Origin of the sequence: Gilliamella sp. Nev6-6, from assembly GCF_001690605.1 — a bacterium.
Classification (GTDB): domain Bacteria; phylum Pseudomonadota; class Gammaproteobacteria; order Enterobacterales; family Orbaceae; genus Gilliamella; species Gilliamella apicola_C.
Genome location: NZ_LZHP01000078.1, coordinates 24,322 through 44,068, shown reverse-complemented (window position 1 = coordinate 44,068; position 19,747 = coordinate 24,322). Strand labels below are relative to the sequence as shown.

Annotated in this window: 21 protein-coding genes; 13 read left to right on the top strand and 8 right to left on the bottom strand. The window is 33.5% G+C overall.

The features are described from left to right. The first annotated feature begins 128 nt into the window (after positions 1–128). Positions 129–749, top strand: coding sequence for a lipoyl(octanoyl) transferase LipB (gene lipB, locus A9G42_RS09370; protein ID WP_065653277.1), 621 nt, complete (start codon positions 129–131; stop codon positions 747–749). 10 nt (positions 750–759) lie between these two features. After that, positions 760–1,719, top strand: coding sequence for a lipoyl synthase (gene lipA, locus A9G42_RS09365; RefSeq protein WP_065653276.1), 960 nt, complete (start codon positions 760–762; stop codon positions 1,717–1,719). Between the two features lie 38 nt (positions 1,720–1,757). Here lipA and A9G42_RS09360 read toward each other — a convergent pair whose 3' ends face one another. After that, complete coding sequence (locus tag A9G42_RS09360) at positions 1,758–3,530, bottom strand: DUF3413 domain-containing protein (RefSeq protein ID WP_065653275.1); 1,773 nt, start codon at positions 3,528–3,530, stop codon at positions 1,758–1,760. A 189-nt stretch (positions 3,531–3,719) separates the two neighbouring features. On the opposite strand from A9G42_RS09360, the gene A9G42_RS09355 reads away from it, so the two are divergent. The 3 genes from A9G42_RS09355 (at position 3,720) to A9G42_RS09345 (ending at position 6,856) form a co-directional block, all read left to right on the top strand. Further along, positions 3,720–5,492, top strand: coding sequence for an AAA family ATPase (locus tag A9G42_RS09355; protein ID WP_143426143.1), 1,773 nt, complete (start codon positions 3,720–3,722; stop codon positions 5,490–5,492). A 116-nt stretch (positions 5,493–5,608) separates the two neighbouring features. Next, positions 5,609–6,130: a bifunctional 3-hydroxydecanoyl-ACP dehydratase/trans-2-decenoyl-ACP isomerase gene (gene fabA / locus A9G42_RS09350; RefSeq protein ID WP_065653274.1), complete on the top strand. Its 522-nt coding sequence runs from the start codon at positions 5,609–5,611 to the stop codon at positions 6,128–6,130. A gap of 201 nt (positions 6,131–6,331) precedes the next feature. Continuing rightward, a complete protein-coding gene (locus tag A9G42_RS09345; RefSeq protein WP_257006406.1) occupies positions 6,332–6,856 on the top strand; it encodes a thermonuclease family protein in 525 nt (174 codons plus the stop codon). A gap of 6 nt (positions 6,857–6,862) precedes the next feature. Here the strand turns inward: A9G42_RS09345 and A9G42_RS09340 are convergent, their stop codons facing one another. The 6 genes from A9G42_RS09340 to A9G42_RS09315 all read right to left on the bottom strand — a co-directional run bounded on the left by A9G42_RS09340 (position 6,863) and on the right by A9G42_RS09315 (position 11,898). Then, positions 6,863–7,123: a DUF5339 family protein gene (locus tag A9G42_RS09340; RefSeq protein ID WP_065641853.1), complete on the bottom strand. Its 261-nt coding sequence runs from the start codon at positions 7,121–7,123 to the stop codon at positions 6,863–6,865. 169 nt (positions 7,124–7,292) lie between these two features. Next, positions 7,293–7,502 carry a transcription antiterminator/RNA stability regulator CspE gene (gene cspE / locus A9G42_RS09335; protein ID WP_034909833.1) on the bottom strand — a complete coding sequence of 70 codons (210 nt, stop codon included), beginning with the start codon at positions 7,500–7,502 and terminating at the stop codon, positions 7,293–7,295. Positions 7,503–7,804: 302 nt separating this feature from the next. Next, on the bottom strand, positions 7,805–8,614 hold the full coding sequence (gene proC / locus A9G42_RS09330; RefSeq protein WP_065641852.1) for a pyrroline-5-carboxylate reductase: 810 nt from the start codon (positions 8,612–8,614) through the stop codon (positions 7,805–7,807). Positions 8,615–9,194: 580 nt separating this feature from the next. Continuing rightward, the gene (locus tag A9G42_RS09325) at positions 9,195–9,554 is read right to left on the bottom strand and encodes a hypothetical protein (protein ID WP_143426142.1); all 360 of its coding nucleotides are present in this window, start codon (positions 9,552–9,554) and stop codon (positions 9,195–9,197) included. 31 nt (positions 9,555–9,585) lie between these two features. Further along, on the bottom strand, positions 9,586–10,704 hold the full coding sequence (locus A9G42_RS09320) for a hypothetical protein (RefSeq protein ID WP_143426141.1): 1,119 nt from the start codon (positions 10,702–10,704) through the stop codon (positions 9,586–9,588). 249 nt (positions 10,705–10,953) lie between these two features. Then, positions 10,954–11,898: a type IV pilus twitching motility protein PilT gene (locus A9G42_RS09315; protein WP_065653271.1), complete on the bottom strand. Its 945-nt coding sequence runs from the start codon at positions 11,896–11,898 to the stop codon at positions 10,954–10,956. Between the two features lie 36 nt (positions 11,899–11,934). Between A9G42_RS09315 and A9G42_RS09310 the strand changes: the two genes are divergently transcribed. Together A9G42_RS09310 and A9G42_RS09305 are read left to right on the top strand one after the other, a co-directional pair. Then, positions 11,935–12,636: a YggS family pyridoxal phosphate-dependent enzyme gene (locus A9G42_RS09310; RefSeq protein ID WP_065567475.1), complete on the top strand. Its 702-nt coding sequence runs from the start codon at positions 11,935–11,937 to the stop codon at positions 12,634–12,636. Between the two features lie 36 nt (positions 12,637–12,672). Next, positions 12,673–13,230, top strand: coding sequence for a YggT family protein (locus A9G42_RS09305; protein WP_065567476.1), 558 nt, complete (start codon positions 12,673–12,675; stop codon positions 13,228–13,230). A gap of 82 nt (positions 13,231–13,312) precedes the next feature. On the opposite strand, the gene A9G42_RS09300 is transcribed toward A9G42_RS09305, so the two are convergent. After that, the gene (locus A9G42_RS09300) at positions 13,313–13,567 is read right to left on the bottom strand and encodes a helix-turn-helix domain-containing protein (RefSeq protein ID WP_065567477.1); all 255 of its coding nucleotides are present in this window, start codon (positions 13,565–13,567) and stop codon (positions 13,313–13,315) included. Positions 13,568–13,718: 151 nt separating this feature from the next. Here A9G42_RS09300 and A9G42_RS09295 point away from each other — a divergent pair, with 151 nt between their 5' ends. The 6 genes from A9G42_RS09295 (at position 13,719) to A9G42_RS09270 (ending at position 19,623) form a co-directional block, all read left to right on the top strand. Further along, on the top strand, positions 13,719–14,408 hold the full coding sequence (locus A9G42_RS09295) for a LexA family transcriptional regulator (protein ID WP_065653270.1): 690 nt from the start codon (positions 13,719–13,721) through the stop codon (positions 14,406–14,408). Positions 14,409–14,665: 257 nt separating this feature from the next. Then, on the top strand, positions 14,666–15,778 hold the full coding sequence (mnmA, locus tag A9G42_RS09290) for a tRNA 2-thiouridine(34) synthase MnmA (protein ID WP_065653269.1): 1,113 nt from the start codon (positions 14,666–14,668) through the stop codon (positions 15,776–15,778). Between the two features lie 13 nt (positions 15,779–15,791). Continuing rightward, positions 15,792–16,430 carry a high frequency lysogenization protein HflD gene (hflD, locus tag A9G42_RS09285; protein WP_065653268.1) on the top strand — a complete coding sequence of 213 codons (639 nt, stop codon included), beginning with the start codon at positions 15,792–15,794 and terminating at the stop codon, positions 16,428–16,430. A 56-nt stretch (positions 16,431–16,486) separates the two neighbouring features. After that, the gene (gene purB / locus A9G42_RS09280; RefSeq protein WP_065641845.1) at positions 16,487–17,854 is read left to right on the top strand and encodes an adenylosuccinate lyase; all 1,368 of its coding nucleotides are present in this window, start codon (positions 16,487–16,489) and stop codon (positions 17,852–17,854) included. A 123-nt stretch (positions 17,855–17,977) separates the two neighbouring features. After that, positions 17,978–18,898: a hydroxymethylbilane synthase gene (gene hemC / locus A9G42_RS09275; RefSeq protein ID WP_065567482.1), complete on the top strand. Its 921-nt coding sequence runs from the start codon at positions 17,978–17,980 to the stop codon at positions 18,896–18,898. Then, complete coding sequence (locus A9G42_RS09270; protein WP_065567483.1) at positions 18,895–19,623, top strand: uroporphyrinogen-III synthase; 729 nt, start codon at positions 18,895–18,897, stop codon at positions 19,621–19,623. Before hemC ends, A9G42_RS09270 begins: the two co-directional genes overlap by 4 nt. Positions 19,624–19,747: the final 124 nt, after the last annotated feature.

Sequence of the window (19,747 nt, the reverse complement as noted above, 5' to 3'; positions counted from 1 at the left end):
AATAATAAATTTAAATATTATTCCTAGCAGCTATACTGAGAATAACTACAAGTTGTCAATTTATTATGAAATCTGTTATATACTTGTAAAAATTTCGATAATATTACTTGAAGACAATAGAAAAAACTATGATCATTAATAATGTCATAATCAAAGACTTAAAAATTAAACCATATGTGTATACCTATCAAGCTATGCATGACTTTACAAAACAACGTAATGAGCATTCTCTTGATGAAATCTGGTTAGTCGAGCATGAACCCGTATTTACCCAAGGTAAAGTTGGTAAAGCAGAACATTTATTAAATCAGACAAATATCCCAGTTATTCAGACCGATCGCGGTGGTCAAATTACTTACCATGCTCCAGGTCAACAAATCATGTATATTTTATTTGATTTAAAAAGACTTAAGATAGGTATCCGAGATATAGTTAGTTATTTAGAAAATAGTGTCATTCAAACATTACTCCATTATGGTATTATAGCTCATGCAAAGTCTAATGCACCGGGAGTATATATTAACGAAAAAAAAATTTGTTCACTTGGTTTGCATATCAGTCGTGGCTGCACTTTACATGGACTTGCATTCAATGTTGATATGGATCTTTCCCCTTTTAATAACATTAACCCTTGTGGCTACGCCGGATTACAAATGACGCAACTAAAAGAATATGTGTCTCAAATTAATCATAAAGAGATAAAACAACTATTAACTAATAATTTTATTAAGCAGTTACCTCAAAAATAAGATACCAATTATGCAAAATAATGAAACAACACTCAGAAGCTCAAAATATCGTGATGCTGACAAAACACGCTTAATCCCAACAATCACATTAGAAGATGCAACGCCACTTAAAAAACCTGAATGGATGCGAATTAAGCTATCTGCTCACTCTGATAATATTGCACATATCAAAAACACCATGCGCAAACATGGATTGCATTCAGTCTGTGAAGAAGCCTCTTGCCCTAACTTAGCTGAATGCTTTAACCATGGTACAGCTACTTTTATGATTTTGGGCGATATTTGTACCCGCCGTTGCCCATTTTGTGATGTAGCTCATGGTAGACCATTACCACCAGACAGTAAAGAACCAATTAAGCTAGCGCAAACCATTCAAGAAATGAAATTACGCTATGTTGTTATTACCTCGGTTGATAGGGATGATTTAAAAGATGGTGGAGCTAGCCATTTTGCTAATTGTACTCGAGAAATTAGAACATTAAACCCAAATATAAAAGTTGAAACACTCACACCTGACTTTCGTGGCTGTATTAATGAAGCAATTGAAGTGTTAAGCAATAACCCACCTGATGTGTTTAATCATAACTTAGAGAATATCCCACGTTTATATAAAAAGATCCGTCCTGGTGCTAACTATGAAGGATCCCTCAAATTACTGGCTAGGTTTAAAGAGCGGCATCCAGAAATTCCAACAAAATCGGGGTTGATGGTTGGACTAGGTGAAACAAACGAAGAGTTAATTCAAGTATTAAAGGATTTACGTAGTCATGGTGTGACTATGTTAACGCTGGGTCAATATTTACAACCGAGTAAATATCATTTACCAGTTGAACGTTATGTGTCACCACAAGAATTTGAAGAATTGAAGCAAACAGCATTAAATATGGGATTTACCCATGCCGCTTGTGGGCCTTTTGTCCGCTCATCTTATCATGCAGATCTACAAGCTATGGGTAAAGAGGTGAAGTAATCTTCACCCTCTTTTTTATTTTTAAATCAGTAAATAAATCAATTATCCACCACCATAAAACGGCGATTTTCGGTAACTATCTGTAAGAATATTGGCAAGCTAATTTTTTCACCTTTTTTTAACTTGCCATTTAAATCGTAAATCTTAGAACGTCCAGATGCGTCTAAAACTACTGTTTTATCATCATAAATCGCAGCAATAGTATTCTCATCACCCACAACTAACCATTGCCTTGTTTTAGGGCTAAATAGGCTTTTTCCTTGGCTATACTGCCGTGGTGGTGTAGTGACATAAAACACATCTTGCATTAATGTACACATAATATCGGTTTGCGAGGTCGCTTGTGTTACTTGTGATTTTTCTTTACCTGGCCATGATATAATCAGAGGGACTTTTAATAAGTCACGATTAAAGCCACTACCTGTATTGCGTAAAGCTATTTTTTTTGCTTCATCAATTTTAATATCATTCGAGCCTGTAACAATAACAACTGTATCATCACTGGCATTAGATAATTTTAAATAAGTCATTAATGATGCAATATTCTGATCTAATTTTTTAGCTTCTAATTGAAGGCCAGATATAGCAATTTTTTTGTTTTTATCACCTAACGAATATTGAATTATAGAAAATGAAGGCGCATGATTATCAATATTATTCTGTTCTTTATGCCACGCTATCCAGCTTTCGGTTATTTGTTTATTGGTTTGTTTTTTAGGCTCTGATATTGAAAAATTAGATAACAATGCAGAACGATATAAAGGCTCTGCAAATCCATCAACCGAAAATAAGCCTAAATTATATTGTCGTTTAGTAACAGCCTCAAATAATACCGACGGTTTATGCCCAACAAGGATACTATTATAGTAATTAGGATCTAATCCATAAAACAATGAAAAATTATTCAAATAAGGTTGATTACTTGCAACATAATGATTAGTAAAGGCGATGTTATCTTGAGCAAACTCATTAAGCTTTGGCATATATTTACTTAATAAATCAACATTCCATCCATCAATAGTAATGATTAGAACATTGTTTTTTATTGGTTGTTCATCATAAACAATACGCCCTAAAGGATACTCAATTGCTATTGCAAAAGGGTTCCCCTCTTGAGTCACGCGATCACGATAACCATTTTCTTTCATAAATCCATAGCGTTCAAGAAAATGACGAGCGGTTAAAGGATAAGAAAGCGGCAGGCTTGAGCGCTGCATAGTAATTGGACGATAAAAATTAGCATCAGCCCAAATATGAGTCAAGTGCGAAGTAACAAAGCAAATAATAAAGGCAACCACAACAGGCTTTGCATAGCATTTACGCTTACTTAAACTACGTAATTTTTTCCAGCTCCAAACTGAAAATAGAATCTCAATTAATAAAATAAACGGAATGATAATAAATATTGAACTTAAATAAGTAACTTTTTGTGATGAAAATAATTGCCAAATAGACAAATTTAAATGCATTCTAAAATGCGAAAAAACCTCAATATCAATAAGTAATAATGAAATACCAACAGTTGCAAAAACTGTTGCAATAATCCTTTGCCATCGAGATGAATGAATAAAAAAACTTAAAGGAAAAAGTAGAACTAGGTAAGCAATAAAAGTCAAATAACTAAAATGGCCAATCGCACTAATTATTGCATAAAATCGCCCCATAAAAGTGCGAGGCCAATCTGCAATAATTAGATATTGACTACCAAGTATTATTACGATAAAAATATTAAACAACGTAAACCAATGTCCCCAACTAACAATTTGAGAGGAACGTTCATCTTTGAAATAGGTATTTTTGATTCTGAGCATGTTTAGTCGTTGATAATGATGATAGTGATGCAAAATAAACAATAAATTGTGACTTAGTCTACCTGATTTTGAAAAATCTTTCCGTAATTTTTTTATTTGTTACCATAAAGATTTTGGTAATCTGTTGGCGATACAACGGATACTTGTTATAATTTGCAGATGAAATAAGCTAACAAAAAGACAATAATTTTGGCAATTACACAACTCAACACACAACAGATCCAACCTAATTTATCATATATTTCTGATCTTAAAAACAAAACTAATTTTTCAGCAGCATTAACGCCAGAAAAATCGAAGCATTTACTCAAGTGGCAACCTCGTGTTGCCTCCGCTTTGTCACGATTATGCAACAATAAAAAAGAATGTTATAACCCACGTTTCATGTTGCTTAAAGCGCCTGAAAGTGAGCTTTTTTTTGGTTTACTTCGACAAGCAATTAAATCAGACTTATCTTTCTCATCATTAGGCTACAGCTATTTTTTTAGTGAAAATAAAATTACACTAACTGAGGCAAAAAGCAAACAAGATAATTTTGCAGCTCAAGATAATTGCCTATTTGCATCTTCTATTGATACTGAAAAACTTTTTGGCTGCGTTAGACAGCCTGAAAATAGCCCAATAAAATTACAACCTGGGATTGTTCATCGTGTTAATGGTGGTGTTTTAATTTTAGGACTTCGTTCATTACTTAGCCAACCTTTGTTGTGGACAAAGTTAAAACAAATGGTAATGAAACAAGAATTTGAGTGGGTTTCTACAGATGATTCCCATCCTTTACCTTTATCAATTCCATCTATGCCACTTGATTTGCGGGTTATTTTAGTTGGAGATAGATTGAGTTTAGCAGAATTACAAGATTTCGAGCCAGAATTTTTTTCAACTTCAATTTATGCTGAGTTTGAGAATGAATTGAAAATCACTTCATTTGAGCAATTTGAGTTATGGATTGATTACCTAAACTTTATTGCAAATAAACAAGGCTTGCCGAATATTGATACTTCGGCAATTTCTACAATATACAAAGAAGCCACTCGCTACACTGGTGACCAATATTATCTCCCTCTTTCGGTTGATTGGATTAATTCACTATTAGCTAATGCTTCACACTTTATGCAAAATTGCTCAATTGATGAATCTGCAATCACTACTGCAATCAGGCAAAAATCATGGCATGAAGATTATTTGCAAGAAAGATTATATGATGATATTTTCAACAATCAAATAATGATTAATACTAAAAATCAAATTGTTGGACAAATAAATGGCTTATCAGTCATTGAATATCCTGGGCACCCAAAAGTTATCGGTGAACCTACGCGTTTGAGTTGCCTTCTCCAATTTGGCGATGGCGAGCTAATTGACATTGAACGCAAAACAGAATTAGCAGGCAATATTCACTCAAAAGGGATGATGATAATGCAGGCTTTTATTATGTCTGAATTTGCGATCAATCACCAATTACCTTTTTCAACTTCTTTGGTATTCGAACAGTCCTATAATGAAATTGATGGTGATAGTGCTTCGCTTGCTGGGCTGTGTGCAATAATTAGCGCTTTATCGCAGCAACCTATCGATCAGCAGTTGGCAGTAACCGGGTCAGTAGATCAGTTTGGGCATGTTCAATCAATTGGTGGTGTGAATGAAAAAATTGAAGGTTTTTTTGCTGTTTGTAAGCATCAAGGTTTAACTGGTCAACAAGGCGTGATCATTCCTGCTACCAACCAACGCCATTTAAGTTTAAATGATGAAGTTATTGAAGCAATCAAACAAGAAAAATTTTCAATATGGACTGTTGATCATATTGCTGATGCACTTTATCTACTTACTGGTATCCCCTATAAAGATAAAAATAGCATTAATCTTTACCAATTGATTCATGCTCGTATGCAAACAGCACTATTACAAGACAAAAAACAAGATAGTTGGCTTAGTAAATGGCAAAAATATTGCAAAAAGTAACAATACCCAATAAACTTTAGCCCAAAATTTTATTGATTATGAAGTAGAAATAGAAAGCTCGATAACTTTCAATTTTCAAAACATATTTTAATTTACATTAAATAAAAGGTTTTTTTATGACATTTGAACGTAAATCATCGTACGATAAAACAGATTTAATAAAATCAGGAAATAATGAATTATTTGGTCATGATGGACCTCCATTACCATCTGATTTAATGTTAATGATGGATCGTATTATCGAGATGAATGAAAACGGTGGTAATTTTGGCAAAGGTTTCGTCGAGGCAGAACTGGATATTAATCCTAATTTATGGTTTTTTAAATGTCATTTCAAAAATGATCCTGTTATGCCAGGCTGTTTAGGTCTTGATGCTATGTGGCAACTAGTTGGCTTTTATTTGGGCTGGATAGGCGGCAAAGGCAAAGGACGAGCTTTAGGCGTTGGTGAAGTAAAATTCACGGGACAAGTATTACCAACTAATAAAAAAGTGACCTACAAAATCCATTTCAAACGGGTAATTAACCGCAAATTAATCATGGGAATCGGTGATGGTGAAGTTTTTGTTGATGGTAAGCTTATTTACCAAGCATCTGATTTAAAAGTAGGCCTATTCCAAGATACCAATACTTTTTAATTTAGACACTTGCTTTCGTCAGCCTTATCTAATATGGATAAGGCTGCATAACTAACTTTTCTAATTTAATCAAAAATAACAACACTTAATCTCTGAGCCATATTTTTATTAATACGGCCTAGAGGCTGGGCAATCATTAAATAAGTGCTTAACCATTAATTAAACAAAACACCACCGCAACTTCGTGATTTTTAACAATCAATGTATAATATTAAAAACTTTTATACTATTCTTACTATTCCAATGAACCACTTAGCTCGTTTATTTTTTTGTATTATTTTATTTTGTTTATCAAACACGCTAGCATATGCTGATTTTAGCGGTAAAGTTGTCAAGGTGATTGATGGCGATACTGTGGATATTTTAACTGTCAAAAATCAAAAAGTCCGTGTTCGTTTACTTGATATTGATGCCCCAGAAAGCAAACAAGCCTATGGTAATGCGTCACGAAAATATTTAGCCTCTCTCATTGCTGGTAAAAATGTTTTTGTGAAAGAAAACAAAAAAGACATCTATAGAAGATGCTTAGGGATTATTTTCTTAAACAAAACGAATATTAATGTCAAAATGGTCGAAAGTGGTTATGCTTGGGCATACCGTTATAAAGGCGTTGCAAACAATAAAATCATGGTAAAATTAGAAAGAAGTGCAAAACAAAATAAAAAAGGATTATGGAAAGATAAACATCCAATAGCTCCTTGGGATTTTCGGCATAATATGCGATAAATTATATTATTTTTTAAATAAATTTTCTTCAGCTTGTTGAAGAAAATCCATACCTTGTTTACAAGCTGGAACTTGATTATCTGCAGACAGTGACGAAATTTGTTGTTTAGCCAGTTCTACGCTTTGTTTAATCATATTAGATTGTTGTTTAGGAATTGCTTTCATAAAACTGTCAAGTTTATCAAAATAGGTTTTACATGATTCAGTTAAATCCGCCATAGAAATTGAAGAAAAGCCTAATAACACAATAAATAGTAATCTTTTCATTTTCTTTCCTTATATTATAAGTTTGTTGCTAATATCATGAAAAATGATAATTAATACTAGAAATAGCTAGAATATGGTAAAGAATTTAAGGTGGGAAGTCTATAAGAAAATACCCTATCAGTAACAATTTACCGATAGGGTAGCAAAACTAAAAAATAAAATATGAATCTTAGATGATGGTAACATCCGCTGCTGCAGGTCCACGAGGGCTGTCTTGAATTGAAAATTCTACTTGTTGACCTTCACCTAATGTCTTAAACCCATCGCCAGAAATTGCAGAAAAGTGTACAAATACATCTTTACTGCCATCAGCAGGGGAAATAAAACCAAAACCTTTACTTTCGTTAAACCATTTAACTTGACCAGTTTTCTTAGACATAATAATCTTCCTATATAAATAAATTAATCTTAGCCACTGTAGGCTATATACAAAAACATAAAACTTCGATTACTTACTAACACTAAGAAGATACTGAAGAAAACTAATCTTTAAGACATAGTAAACTACAAACTACATATATCGAAATGTTACAAAATAAATCCGCATGTCATATGCTTGGTACTATTTACTCATAATTAGTTTATTAATGCAAGGAATCTTTTTAAATTTGTCGATTTTATTATTAGTTATAACAATTTATCATGTTATATTAGGTGTATAACATGATAAATTTTATGATATTAATCTTTTCCCATTGCTTGAGATTTTTTTATCGTTGCTTCTACTGCATCAATAATAGCCGATCTAAACCCTTTAGCTTCAAGCATCTGTACACCTTCAATTGTTGTACCTGCAGGAGAACAAACCATATCTTTTAATTCGCCAGGATGTTTGCCTGTTTCTAATAGCATTTTTGCTGAACCAAAAACAGCCTGTGCTGCAAATTTATAGGCTTGCTTTCTTGATAATCCGCCTTTTACGGCTCCATCAGCCAATGCTTCAATAAACATAAAGACAAATGCAGGAGAAGAGCCGCTAGCGCCAACAACAGCATCAATTAAATATTCTGGCACAACTTCAGTTTTGCCGATACAGTTTAGTAACGTTTCTACAATAGTTAGCTCTCCATCAGTTACTTCGGTATTTGGTGTAATGGAACACATTGCTGCATTAACTAAAGCGGGTGTATTTGGCATAACTCTAACTATTTTTTGTTCATAGCCGATACATTTTGCAATTGCTCTAATAGTAACTCCAGCAGCAATTGAAATCACAATTGTATTCTTTTTTAATTCTTTCTGAATATCTGTAAGAACATCTATAATCACATTAGGTTTAACCGCAATAAAAACTATATCGGCCTCACGAGCAACATCTCTTGCTGAATCGAGATCATTTACTGAATAAGTTTGATTAAGAACTTGACCTTTTTCCGGATGATGATCATAAACATAAATTTGTGTTCCTGGCACAATATTACTACCCAAAATACCTTGTAATATGGCATTTCCCATGTTACCTAAACCAATAAAACCAATTTTTTGTTCCATTTATTTATCACCTTTTAATATCAATGCTTTTTCACAATTATAGAATATTTTTTTGATACAAAACTCACTTTTTAACAATATAGTTTATTGTTAACTATATTCATAAGTATTTTTAAATCTAAAACTAATTTCTATTAAAGTGTGTGATCAATAGTTGTTAAACATTTTACTTTTTAAATAAGAAAAGTAGCATTTGCTGGCTTATTGTCTAAAAACTAATTAGCAATCGGGTTAGTTCTTAGTTTACATCTGTATGAACTTTATTGATTATCTAGGCAAAAAATTGAGTTCTTTACTTGCCTAAATAATCATGATTAGATCTGTTTTAGATGATAACTACAAACTAAGGAGTAACGCAGGCTACTCTATCATCTTGATCTGAAAGCCCGCTATTACCAATACTACCAATACTACCAATATTGGCCTCTACAACATAATTATACTTTCAATGATTTTGATCATCTGAAGTCCAATAAGCGGATCTAAAATCTCCCCAAGCAGGATCACTAACACAAAAATATTCCCAATCACTGCCTTTATAATAAAGCTGTGTCATACGCCCCCATTAACTAAGTACTGCCTATCCAATAACCATTCGCTTTATAACTAATTTTCTCAGATAAATCGGTTCAACTATACCTAGTTGCCAGTTGACATTACTAGCTTTCCCATTAGTAAAATCAAGTACTTTTGTTATCCGATACCCACCACCATTAAAGTTATTACAAAATGCTACTGCATTTTGATAACTGTCTGCGCCACCTTTTTTAACCACATACCAACGCTCAAGTTTAAAATTATATAGTGATTCATTGTGGATACCATGTAATGAAAATACCGAGGGCGGGAAAGCACTAGGGTTATTTTCTTTAGGATCAATTAAAGTCATTTTAACTAAACCAGTAGGAGAGGTATTTTCAGCATTTAATTTTAATATCACACCTCCTTTGCTAATTGTATTACCATTTACATTAACAAATTCTTGTGCTTTTATTCCTGCAACACTCAAATAAAAAACAAATTATGAGAGCCTGTAGTTGGAAAATTTGCGTCAGTATTCTTGAATTATAAGCATAAAATCCCCTATGCTTATTCCACTCGTCATTTCCTGCGTTAATAGAAGAAATCGCTCCATCATAAGGGACTTTGCCTGGATGAAAATTAAATTCTAAATTTGGTTTAGCATAACAAAATTTAGGTTTATCAATTTTAGGGTAAATATAATAGGTATGTTTCCCACCTGTAAATTTATCACTTTTTGATGGTATACCATATTGAGCCACTATTTCAATATCATCTAATTCTAAGGTCAGTTTATAAGGCGCATCACACCCATTCAATACGCTATTTGAGTTGTTTTTTACATAACTAGTTATATCTTGACCTTCCAAATTTTGCCAGTTAATAGTTAATTTACTTGTGCTTGTGTGATTAAGCTTATCGCCATCATCATCTTGCCAATAACCATTATTATCAATAACTTCATCGGTTAATATATTTGGATAGTTTTTAAATGGCACCAACGTTTTTATATCAGCAAAAGTAACAGATTTTTTATCTAACATTATCGGACTTTCCATACTTGATTCATCTTCTAATGCATTAATAACTTTATTATCAGGTAGCATAATTGACAATAATGGAGAAACAGAATCAGCATGCGAACGTCCACCATCAAAAGTTAAGTATGGCGCACTACCATAAATCTCTTTTGTTGTTACAGCAGATAAAATTGATGCCACGTTATTAGATATTAGTAAACCGAATAGCGCCATCATAATTTTGAAAACATTATGTCTAATATTTAAAAGAATATGTATTAACTCAAGAATATTACCATATGCTTTAGTTATTTTTATTAAAAATACAGGTTTTATTTGTTGTACAAAATTTAAAAATATTATTAGGTGTGTATTATGATAAGGAAAGCACTGGAAAACCTTAAAAAAGGATGAAATCCATAATGGTAGTGTTAACTTTCGGCATTGTTCAAATGTGTGTACCTGTGTACCTGTGTACCTGTGTACCTGTGTACCTGTGTACCTGTGTACCTGTACTAACAGTATATCATTTTCCTTCCATTTTTTCAAGTTACAGCTTCCTAACAAATTAAATTTATTAAATAAATTTAATTTGTTAGCTAATTTTATAATACCTAGACTAGGTGAATCGCTTTCATAAATAGAATATATAAGAATCGCTCAATTATAACTAAAAAGCACACAGTTAAAAAATAAAAAAAAACTATTTTTTGTAAAGATTTGTAAAGATCTACTTTTATTTATTCGTTGTTATCATTCAAAAATTAGATTGGCATAGAACTGTATAATAGCTAATCCCTAATTATCAGCCATAATTTGCATGCCATACTGTTGCCCGGTCTGCATAATCGAAAAAATTTGTTTAATTTTTCCTTCACTAATCAAATTACTAATAGCTGGTGTATTGATTAGAATTTCAAACAATGCTTTACGTCCTTGTTCGGTAGGCACTAGTTTTTGGCTTATAACAGCTTTTAAACTGTTAGCTAATTGTGTACGGATAAAATCATGTGAGTTGCTTTCAAATACATCAATCATACGATTTATGCTTTGAATAGCAGAATTTGTATGCAAAGTAGCAAAAACTAAATGGCCAGTTTCAGCGACAGTTAATGCTGCTTGAATTGCGTGTTTATTACGTAATTCACCTAATAATATAATATCAGGATCTTGTCTTAAAATACTATCAATAATGGCATGATCAAAATAGGTAAGTTCTCTTTGCTGGACTAATGAATTTTGACTTTGATAGATAAATTCAATAGGATCTTCCAGAGTAATAATGTGCTTAGACTGAGTCAAATTGATGTGCTCAATTAATGATGCAAGTGTAGTTGATTTACCACTTCCAGTCGAACCAGTAACTAATATTATACCTGTTTCGTACTTGATTAGTTTCTTAAAAACCTCTGGTGCGCCTATCTCAGATAGATCGGGAATATAGTTTTTAATTATTCGAAATGTAGCTGAAATGCCCCGTTGTTGATAAAAAATATTGACCCTAAATCGACCTATTCCAACAGCTTGATAGGCAAAATCGATTTGTCTATTTTGTTGTAATTGTTTTTTTTGCACTTCATTTAGTAACTTTAATAATTCAATTTCCAAGTTTAATGGTAACAATTTTTCTTTTGATAAAATCTGTAGTTGCCCATTAATGCGAATCCGTACAGCTTCGCCACTTGAAAGATGCAAATCTGAAGCATTTTGCGTTACACTAAGCGCTAATATGGAGTTTAACATTACAATTAACCTAGTAATTATTAATTGGGAATTAAAATGAATACAATACATGACAATTTATTAGCTATTAGAAATGAAATTGAAACAATCGCATCAAAATGCAAACGAGATCCCAATACAATAGAACTTATTGCAGTTAGTAAAACTAAACCAGTACAACAGATCACAGAAGCAATAAGTGCTGGACAATTTTCTTTTGGTGAAAATTATGTTCAAGAAGGCATAGAAAAGATCCAATATTTCAAAAAAACTATGCCATCCCAACTTTTAACTTGGCATTTTATTGGGCCTTTACAGTCGAATAAAAGTAAATTAGTGGCAGAAAATTTTGACTGGATGCATACCATTGATCGCTTTAAAATTGCTCAACGTTTAAATGATCAGCGTCCTACATCCATGGCTAAATTAAATGTACTAATTCAAGTCAATATTAGCCAAGAAGCCAGTAAGTCAGGAGTTGCTCCTGAAGAAGTTGCGGGTTTAGTAAAACAAATTATTGCGCTACCCAATCTAAATTTACGCGGATTAATGGCCATTCCTGAAATAGAAGATGATTTTGGCAAACAATTAAATGTCTTTACCAAAATGCAGAAACTTTTGCATTCTTTACAAGCTGATTATCCATTTATGGACACATTATCCATGGGTATGAGTAGCGACATGCAAGCTGCGATTGTTGCAGGTAGCACGATGGTTCGTATTGGTACTGCTATCTTTGGGGCAAGGCAGTATTTGTGATATATTGCCAAAATATATTTAGTTAAGGAGTTTTAAATGACATCACTTTATTTTTTAGGGAAATCGGTCTTAACGGCATGTTTATATATTTTAATTTTACGGTTATGGATGCAACGGGTACGTGTGAATTTCTATACCCCTTTTACCCAATTTATTGTTCGCATTACTCAGCCTGTTATTGGCCCATTACGTAAAGCTATTCCTTCAATTGGACGTATAGATACCGCTACTTGGTTGCTATTATACCTATTTGCATTGATTAAAATTATTTTTATTTGCCATTATGGAATAATTAACACGCCAATTTGGTCTAGTGAATACCTTCTCTATGCTCTTGCAGCAATAGCTCATGCGTTTGGATATTTATTATTTTGGTTATTGTTATTTCGAGCAATTTTAAGTTGGATTAGTCGCGGACAATCAAATGCTGATGAGCTTCTTGCTCAGTTAACGGAGCCTTTTATTGCACCTATACGACGTATTGTGCCACCAATTGGTATGATTGATATTTCATTTATGATTTTTGTGTTTATTCTGATGTTTTTAAATAGGTTCGCTGTCGATATTTTTGGCTATTTGTGGTTGTTGCTTTAAAACAAAATAAAAGGGAGCAATAGCTCCCTCAGATTATCTGTAAACATCAATATAATTCACAGTATATTTTGTAAAAAAATAATCACATTTTAGTATTTTTTATATTTATATTATTTTGGCCTTTTGATTGATAACGTGATGGCCAAATTTTTTCAACAGGAACTTGCAAATATTCAGAAATAATTCGCTCATATTTAGGGCAATGCCGATATAATGCATTTCTCAAAGTATCGGCCTGCAATCCGCTAGCTCTCGACAATGCTCTTAAATTCCCCCCTCTTATTTTAATTTCGCCTACAACTCTAGATGGTGTCCAGTCTTGATCTTGTTCTCTCATTATGAGATCCTCTATTAGTTAAACTTTTGCTATTGTAAAGATTATCGGTATTACAATGCTCAAAATATAAGAAATCATCTAGCAAAGAATAACACACAAAAAAACGAATTAAAATAACAAAAACAAAAAAACACATGGAAAGGGACAGAAAATGACCAAAAGCAACGCAAAAAAACAATATGAAAAAGAAAAAACACGAGCACTAACCGATACAGGAGTAATTAATTTTAAGAATAGATTAAATCTAGTATTAGAAGGTATATCAGGTAATGCCTTTGCTAAAAAAGTTGGTATGTCGGAAGCTGTAATACGGGATTACCTGTCAGGAAAAACCTATCCAGCATTAAATAGGCTAGCTATTATTGCCCAAAAATGTGATATTCCGATTGAGTGGCTAGTAACAGGTAAAGGAGAATGTCGTTTATTGCCAGAATCCAAACGTCGCAGTTCTGTGCATATCCCATTCCACCATCTAAACGAAACGAATAATTCTTATTCACAAATTGAATCAATTCCTTTTGATGTTAACTTAATAAAACATCAATGTTGTGACTACGAAGACTTAACTGCGGTATGGGCAAAAGGTGATAGTATGGAGCCTACAATATCAAATCATGATATACTTATTATTAACAAGGCGCATTGCAAACCAATTGATGGCTACTTATATGCAGTGGAATATGAGGATCAAATTAGTATTAAGCGCATTCAAAATCAAGGTGCTAATTTAGCGTTACTTTGTGACAACCCTAAGTACCCTGCTATCATTGGTGATAAATCTGAACCTCAAGATTTTAAAATTATAGGTCTTGTTGTTTACTTATTAAAAGATCTTAATTAATTCTAATTAACCTTTTAAATAATAACAGCTTTATGAATTTGATAGAATAAAGCTGTTTTAATCCATTACCATCTCGTTTTTTTCCGTGCCAAATAAAACATCAAAATTTTTAGAAAATGAGCATTTTAGTATAAAACTAGCGCAAAAACTAAACTAACATGACAATCGCTACTAGCATAACTTTATGCTTTTTTCCCTAATTATGTTAAAATTAGCATCAAATTTTTTGATTAATTTTACCTATTAATATAATCATTATGCCAAATATAAAAACCCAAAAAAAAGTCGTTGTCGGTATGTCTGGTGGCGTTGACTCTTCTGTCTCTGCTTATTTATTACAACAACAAGGATATAATGTTGTTGGATTATTTATGAAAAACTGGGAAGAAGACGACACAGAAGAATATTGCTCAGCTGCTGCTGACTTAGCAGACGCCCAAGCTGTTTGTGATAAATTAAACATTAAACTACATACTATTAATTTTGCTGCCGAGTATTGGGATAATGTTTTTGAACATTTTTTATCTGAATACAAAGCAGGACGCACACCAAACCCTGATATTTTATGTAATAAAGAAATTAAATTTAAAGCATTTCTTGAATACGCAGCTGAAGATCTTGGTGCTGATTACATTGCAACTGGACATTATGTGCGCAAAAGAGAGGTAGATAATAAAGTTAAGTTACTGCGAGGTATCGACAACAACAAAGACCAGAGTTATTTTCTCTATACTCTTAGTGAATCGCAAATCCATCAAAGTTTATTCCCCGTTGGTGAACTTGAAAAACCTGAAGTGCGCAAAATTGCACAGCAACTTGGTCTAGCTACTGCAACTAAAAAAGACTCAACTGGTATCTGTTTTATTGGAGAACGCAAATTTAGTGAGTTTTTAGCACGATATTTACCCGCTAAAGCAGGTAAAATTCGTACTGTCGATGGCGAGGTGATTGGTCAACATCAAGGCCTTATGTATCATACGTTAGGACAACGAAAAGGCTTAGGAATTGGTGGACTAAAACAGGCAGATGACACGCCATGGTATGTTGTTGATAAAGATCTAACCAATAACGAATTGATTGTAGCGCAAGGTCATGATCACCCTGCACTGTTTTCAGACGGGTTAATTGCTCAGCAACTACATTGGGTTGACCGTAAAGAGGTAACTCAACCATTTAGTTGCACCGTAAAAACACGCTATCGCCAACAAGACATAGCCTGCCAAGTTACTCCATTAACTGATGACAAAATCAAAGTTATTTTTGATAGTCCTGTTGCAGCTGTAACGCCAGGTCAATCAGCAGTATTTTATAACGGCGAGGTATGCCTTGGTGGTGGTATTATAGAAGAACGAATAAAAAGCAGTAAGTAAGGAGTTCTAAAAAGTGAATAATAAATACCATCATATTGCTATTGCGCTTGCTGGTGCTGTACAAAGCGCAATATTAGTGCCTCAACTTGCTAACACGGGTGTTTGCAGTACCATAATTTATGAACAAGCAATAAAAAGCGTTTTTAAAATTACGCCAAAGACTACAGACGATGTTTATGATGGCATTGAAAACATCAAAACAGGATTACAAACATTAATACAACTATTATCATCGGGGCAAAAAGAACAAACCCAAATTATTCGTTACCTGTTTGGCACACTTAGCATTACAAGCAAACTACTAAAAAATAATGACGCATTAGATAAGATAGATCAGCGATTAAAACGTATATCATCACTTTATCCCGATATAAGTGATGAAATTGTTAGAGCGCATATTGAGGATCTATCTTATTCTTTAGCGGGAATTTATTCTGATATCATCAGCCCTATATCAACTAAAATTAAAGTGATTGGCAAAGTCGAATTTTTGCAAAACACATTAGTGCAAGCTAAAGTAAGAACAGCGCTTTTGGGTTGTGTTCGATCCGCCATTTTATGGTATCAAGTTGGTGGCAATCGTTTTCAACTTATTTTTAACCGCAAGCGCATTTGTAGCGCTGCACAACAGCTATTAGAGCAAATTAATTGAGCAAACTAGCTTACACTTTATAACTGATATTTCAAAATAGCAACGGAGTTAAACCGATGGAATTATCTGCACTTACAGCCCTTTCACCCATTGATGGGCGTTATGGCGAAAAAACAAGAGAATTACGCACCATTTTTAGCGAATATGGTTTATTAAAATACCGTGTCCAAGTCGAGATTTGTTGGCTACAAAAATTAGCCTCACAAGCAGATATTTTAGAAATTCCAGCCTTAAGCCAATCAGCTATCGATCATCTGAACCAAATTATTGAACAATTTAGTGAACAAGATGCAAATCGCATTAAAGAAATTGAAAAAACAACCAATCATGATGTCAAAGCGGTGGAGTATTATTTAAAAGAAAAAGTCAGCACAAACGAGGAATTACACGCAATCAATGAGTTTATTCATTTTGCCTGCACATCAGAAGACATTAACAACTTATCTTATGCATTAATGCTAAAAACAGCTAAAGAGTCTATCTTAATCCCTTATTGGAATAAGCTAATTGATAACATCAGCGCACAAGCAAAAGCTTATCGGGACTTACCACTACTTTCAAGAACACACGGTCAACCAGCTACCCCCACAACAATCGGTAAAGAATTTGCCAATGTAGCTTACCGCCTAAAACGCCAGTTAAAACAGTTACAAGAGGTTGAAATACTGGGGAAAATTAACGGAGCGACAGGCAACTATAATGCACATATTGTAGCTTATCCACAAGTAAATTGGCATAAATTCAGTGAAGATTTTGTCTACTCGCTAGGACTAAAATGGAATCCTTATACCACACAAATCGAACCTCATGACTATATTGCAGAATTCTTTGATTGTGTAGCACGCTTTAATACCATTCTAACCGACTTTGATCGTGATATTTGGGGCTATATTGCATTAAATCACTTCAAGCAAAAGACTATTGCAGGTGAAATAGGATCTTCTACAATGCCACATAAAGTTAACCCGATTGACTTTGAAAACTCAGAGGGCAACTTAGGGCTTGCCAATGCTATCATAAAGCATTTAGGCAGCAAATTGCCAATTTCTCGCTGGCAACGCGATTTAACTGACTCAACAGTCTTACGTAATCTTGGAGTTGGCATTGGCTATGCCATTATCGCTTACCAATCAACTTTAAAAGGGTTAAATAAACTTGAAGTCAACGAGGCTTATTTACTTGAAGAGCTTAATTGTAATTGGGAAGTGCTTGCCGAGCCTATCCAAACAGTTATGCGTCGTTATGGAATAGAAAAACCCTACGAAAAATTAAAAGAATTAACTAGAGGGAAACGTGTTGATGTACAAGACATTAAACAATTTATCGACTCTTTAGCGTTGCCCGAAGCTGAAAAAATGCGATTAAAACAGCTAACCCCAGCTAACTATATCGGTTACGCAACGAGTTTTGTTGACAAACTATAATAATAACCACTTAAATCTAATAAATAGCCTGAAACGAGCTACTGCAAACCTTTCAGGCTGTAAAATAAACTCATTAATTGAGTCAAATAAAAGTATATAATTTGTAGAGATAGGAAACTGTAATTGAATATCCGCATTGCAACACGAAAAAGCCCTTTAGCTCTATGGCAAGCTAATTTTGTTAAGCAACAGCTATTAGCTGCTCACCCAAATTTAACGGTGGATTTGCTCCCTATGACAACTAAAGGTGATGTATTACTTGATAGCCCACTATCAAAAATTGGAGGAAAAGGTCTTTTTGTTAAACAACTAGAACAAGCAATACTAAATAATGAAGCAGATATTGCTGTCCACTCGATAAAAGATATTCCTGCTGAGTTTCCCGAAGGGCTAGCTCTCACGACAATTTGCAAACGAGATGATGTACGTGATGCGTTTATTTCAAATAAATATTCAAACCTAGATGAACTACCCAATAATGCAGTGGTTGGCACATCAAGCTTACGACGTCAATGTCAATTGCGAGCTAAATATCCACATTTACAAATTAAAGAACTTCGAGGTAATGTCGGCACTCGTTTAGCGAAGCTCGACAATAATGAGTATGACGCAATTATTTTAGCTGCAGTTGGCTTAAAACGGTTGGCATTAGATGGCAGAATCAAACAATATATTGATACCAGCTTAATTTTACCTGCTGTTGGACAGGGTGCGATTGGCATTGAAACAAGAACAAATGACAAGCAAATATTAGATATTCTTTCAGTGCTTGATGATAAAAATAGCCACATTTGTATCCAAGCTGAAAGAGCGATGAATAAAGCCTTACAAGGTGGTTGCCAAGTCCCCATTGCTTGCTATAGTCAATTAAATAATAATACCTTATTATTAGAGGGTCTTGTTGGATGCATTGATGGTTCTAACATAATCAAAGCCTCGTTAACTGGTAGTTTAACCGAAGCAGAAAGGCTAGGACAAGAGCTAGCAAATTGCCTGTTAAAACAAGGTGCAAAAACAATATTACAGGAATTACATCAAAAATGATTTTTGTAACCAGACCCTCTCCAGAGGGTGAAAAGCTTGCCCAACTATTTAATCAAGCAAACTTGCCAGCGCAGCATCTCCCATTTTTTAAAATCTCACAAGGAAATGAGCTTCTAAATTTACAAGAACAATTCAATAATCTTGTACCCAACGATATAGTCATTATTGTTTCACCCCAAGTTACGCATGTTATTAATGCACATTTTTCAAATCTAATATTGCCAACTAACATTCGTTATTACGCAATAGGCAAAAAGTCAGCACAATTATTCAGCCAATTCACTACAGCTAAAATCAACTATCCCGAAAAAGAAAATAGCGAAGGGTTATTGGCAAAACTTCAACAAGAATCTGTACAAAACCATACCATTTTAATTTTATGTGGCAATTCGGGACGACAATTATTAGCACAAACATTAACAAATCGAAAAGCTAAGGTTAAATCTATAGCGTGTTATGATCGCAAGCCAATCAACTATCCATCGAATATATTCTCTAGAAATACTGAAAACCAAATCATCATTATTACCAGCCTAGAACACTTAATCCAACTTGAGTTATATAGCAATCTTAAACATAAAATGCAGGTTAATCTTGTTGTCACAAGCCAACGAATCTTTGCAAAAGCCAAACAACTTAAATGGCAAAAAATTCTACTAGTCAATAGTGCCAATAATCAAAATCTGTTTGAGGCTGTAACGATAAACCATGCTATAACGACATAATAAAAATAGATTAATACGATGTTTATATGCCAAGTAAAACCATTAAAGGTACAAGATGAATGATCAATAAATACTGAGAAAAATGGTACTCGACTTCGAGCCGGCTGTTGTGAATCTAAAAATA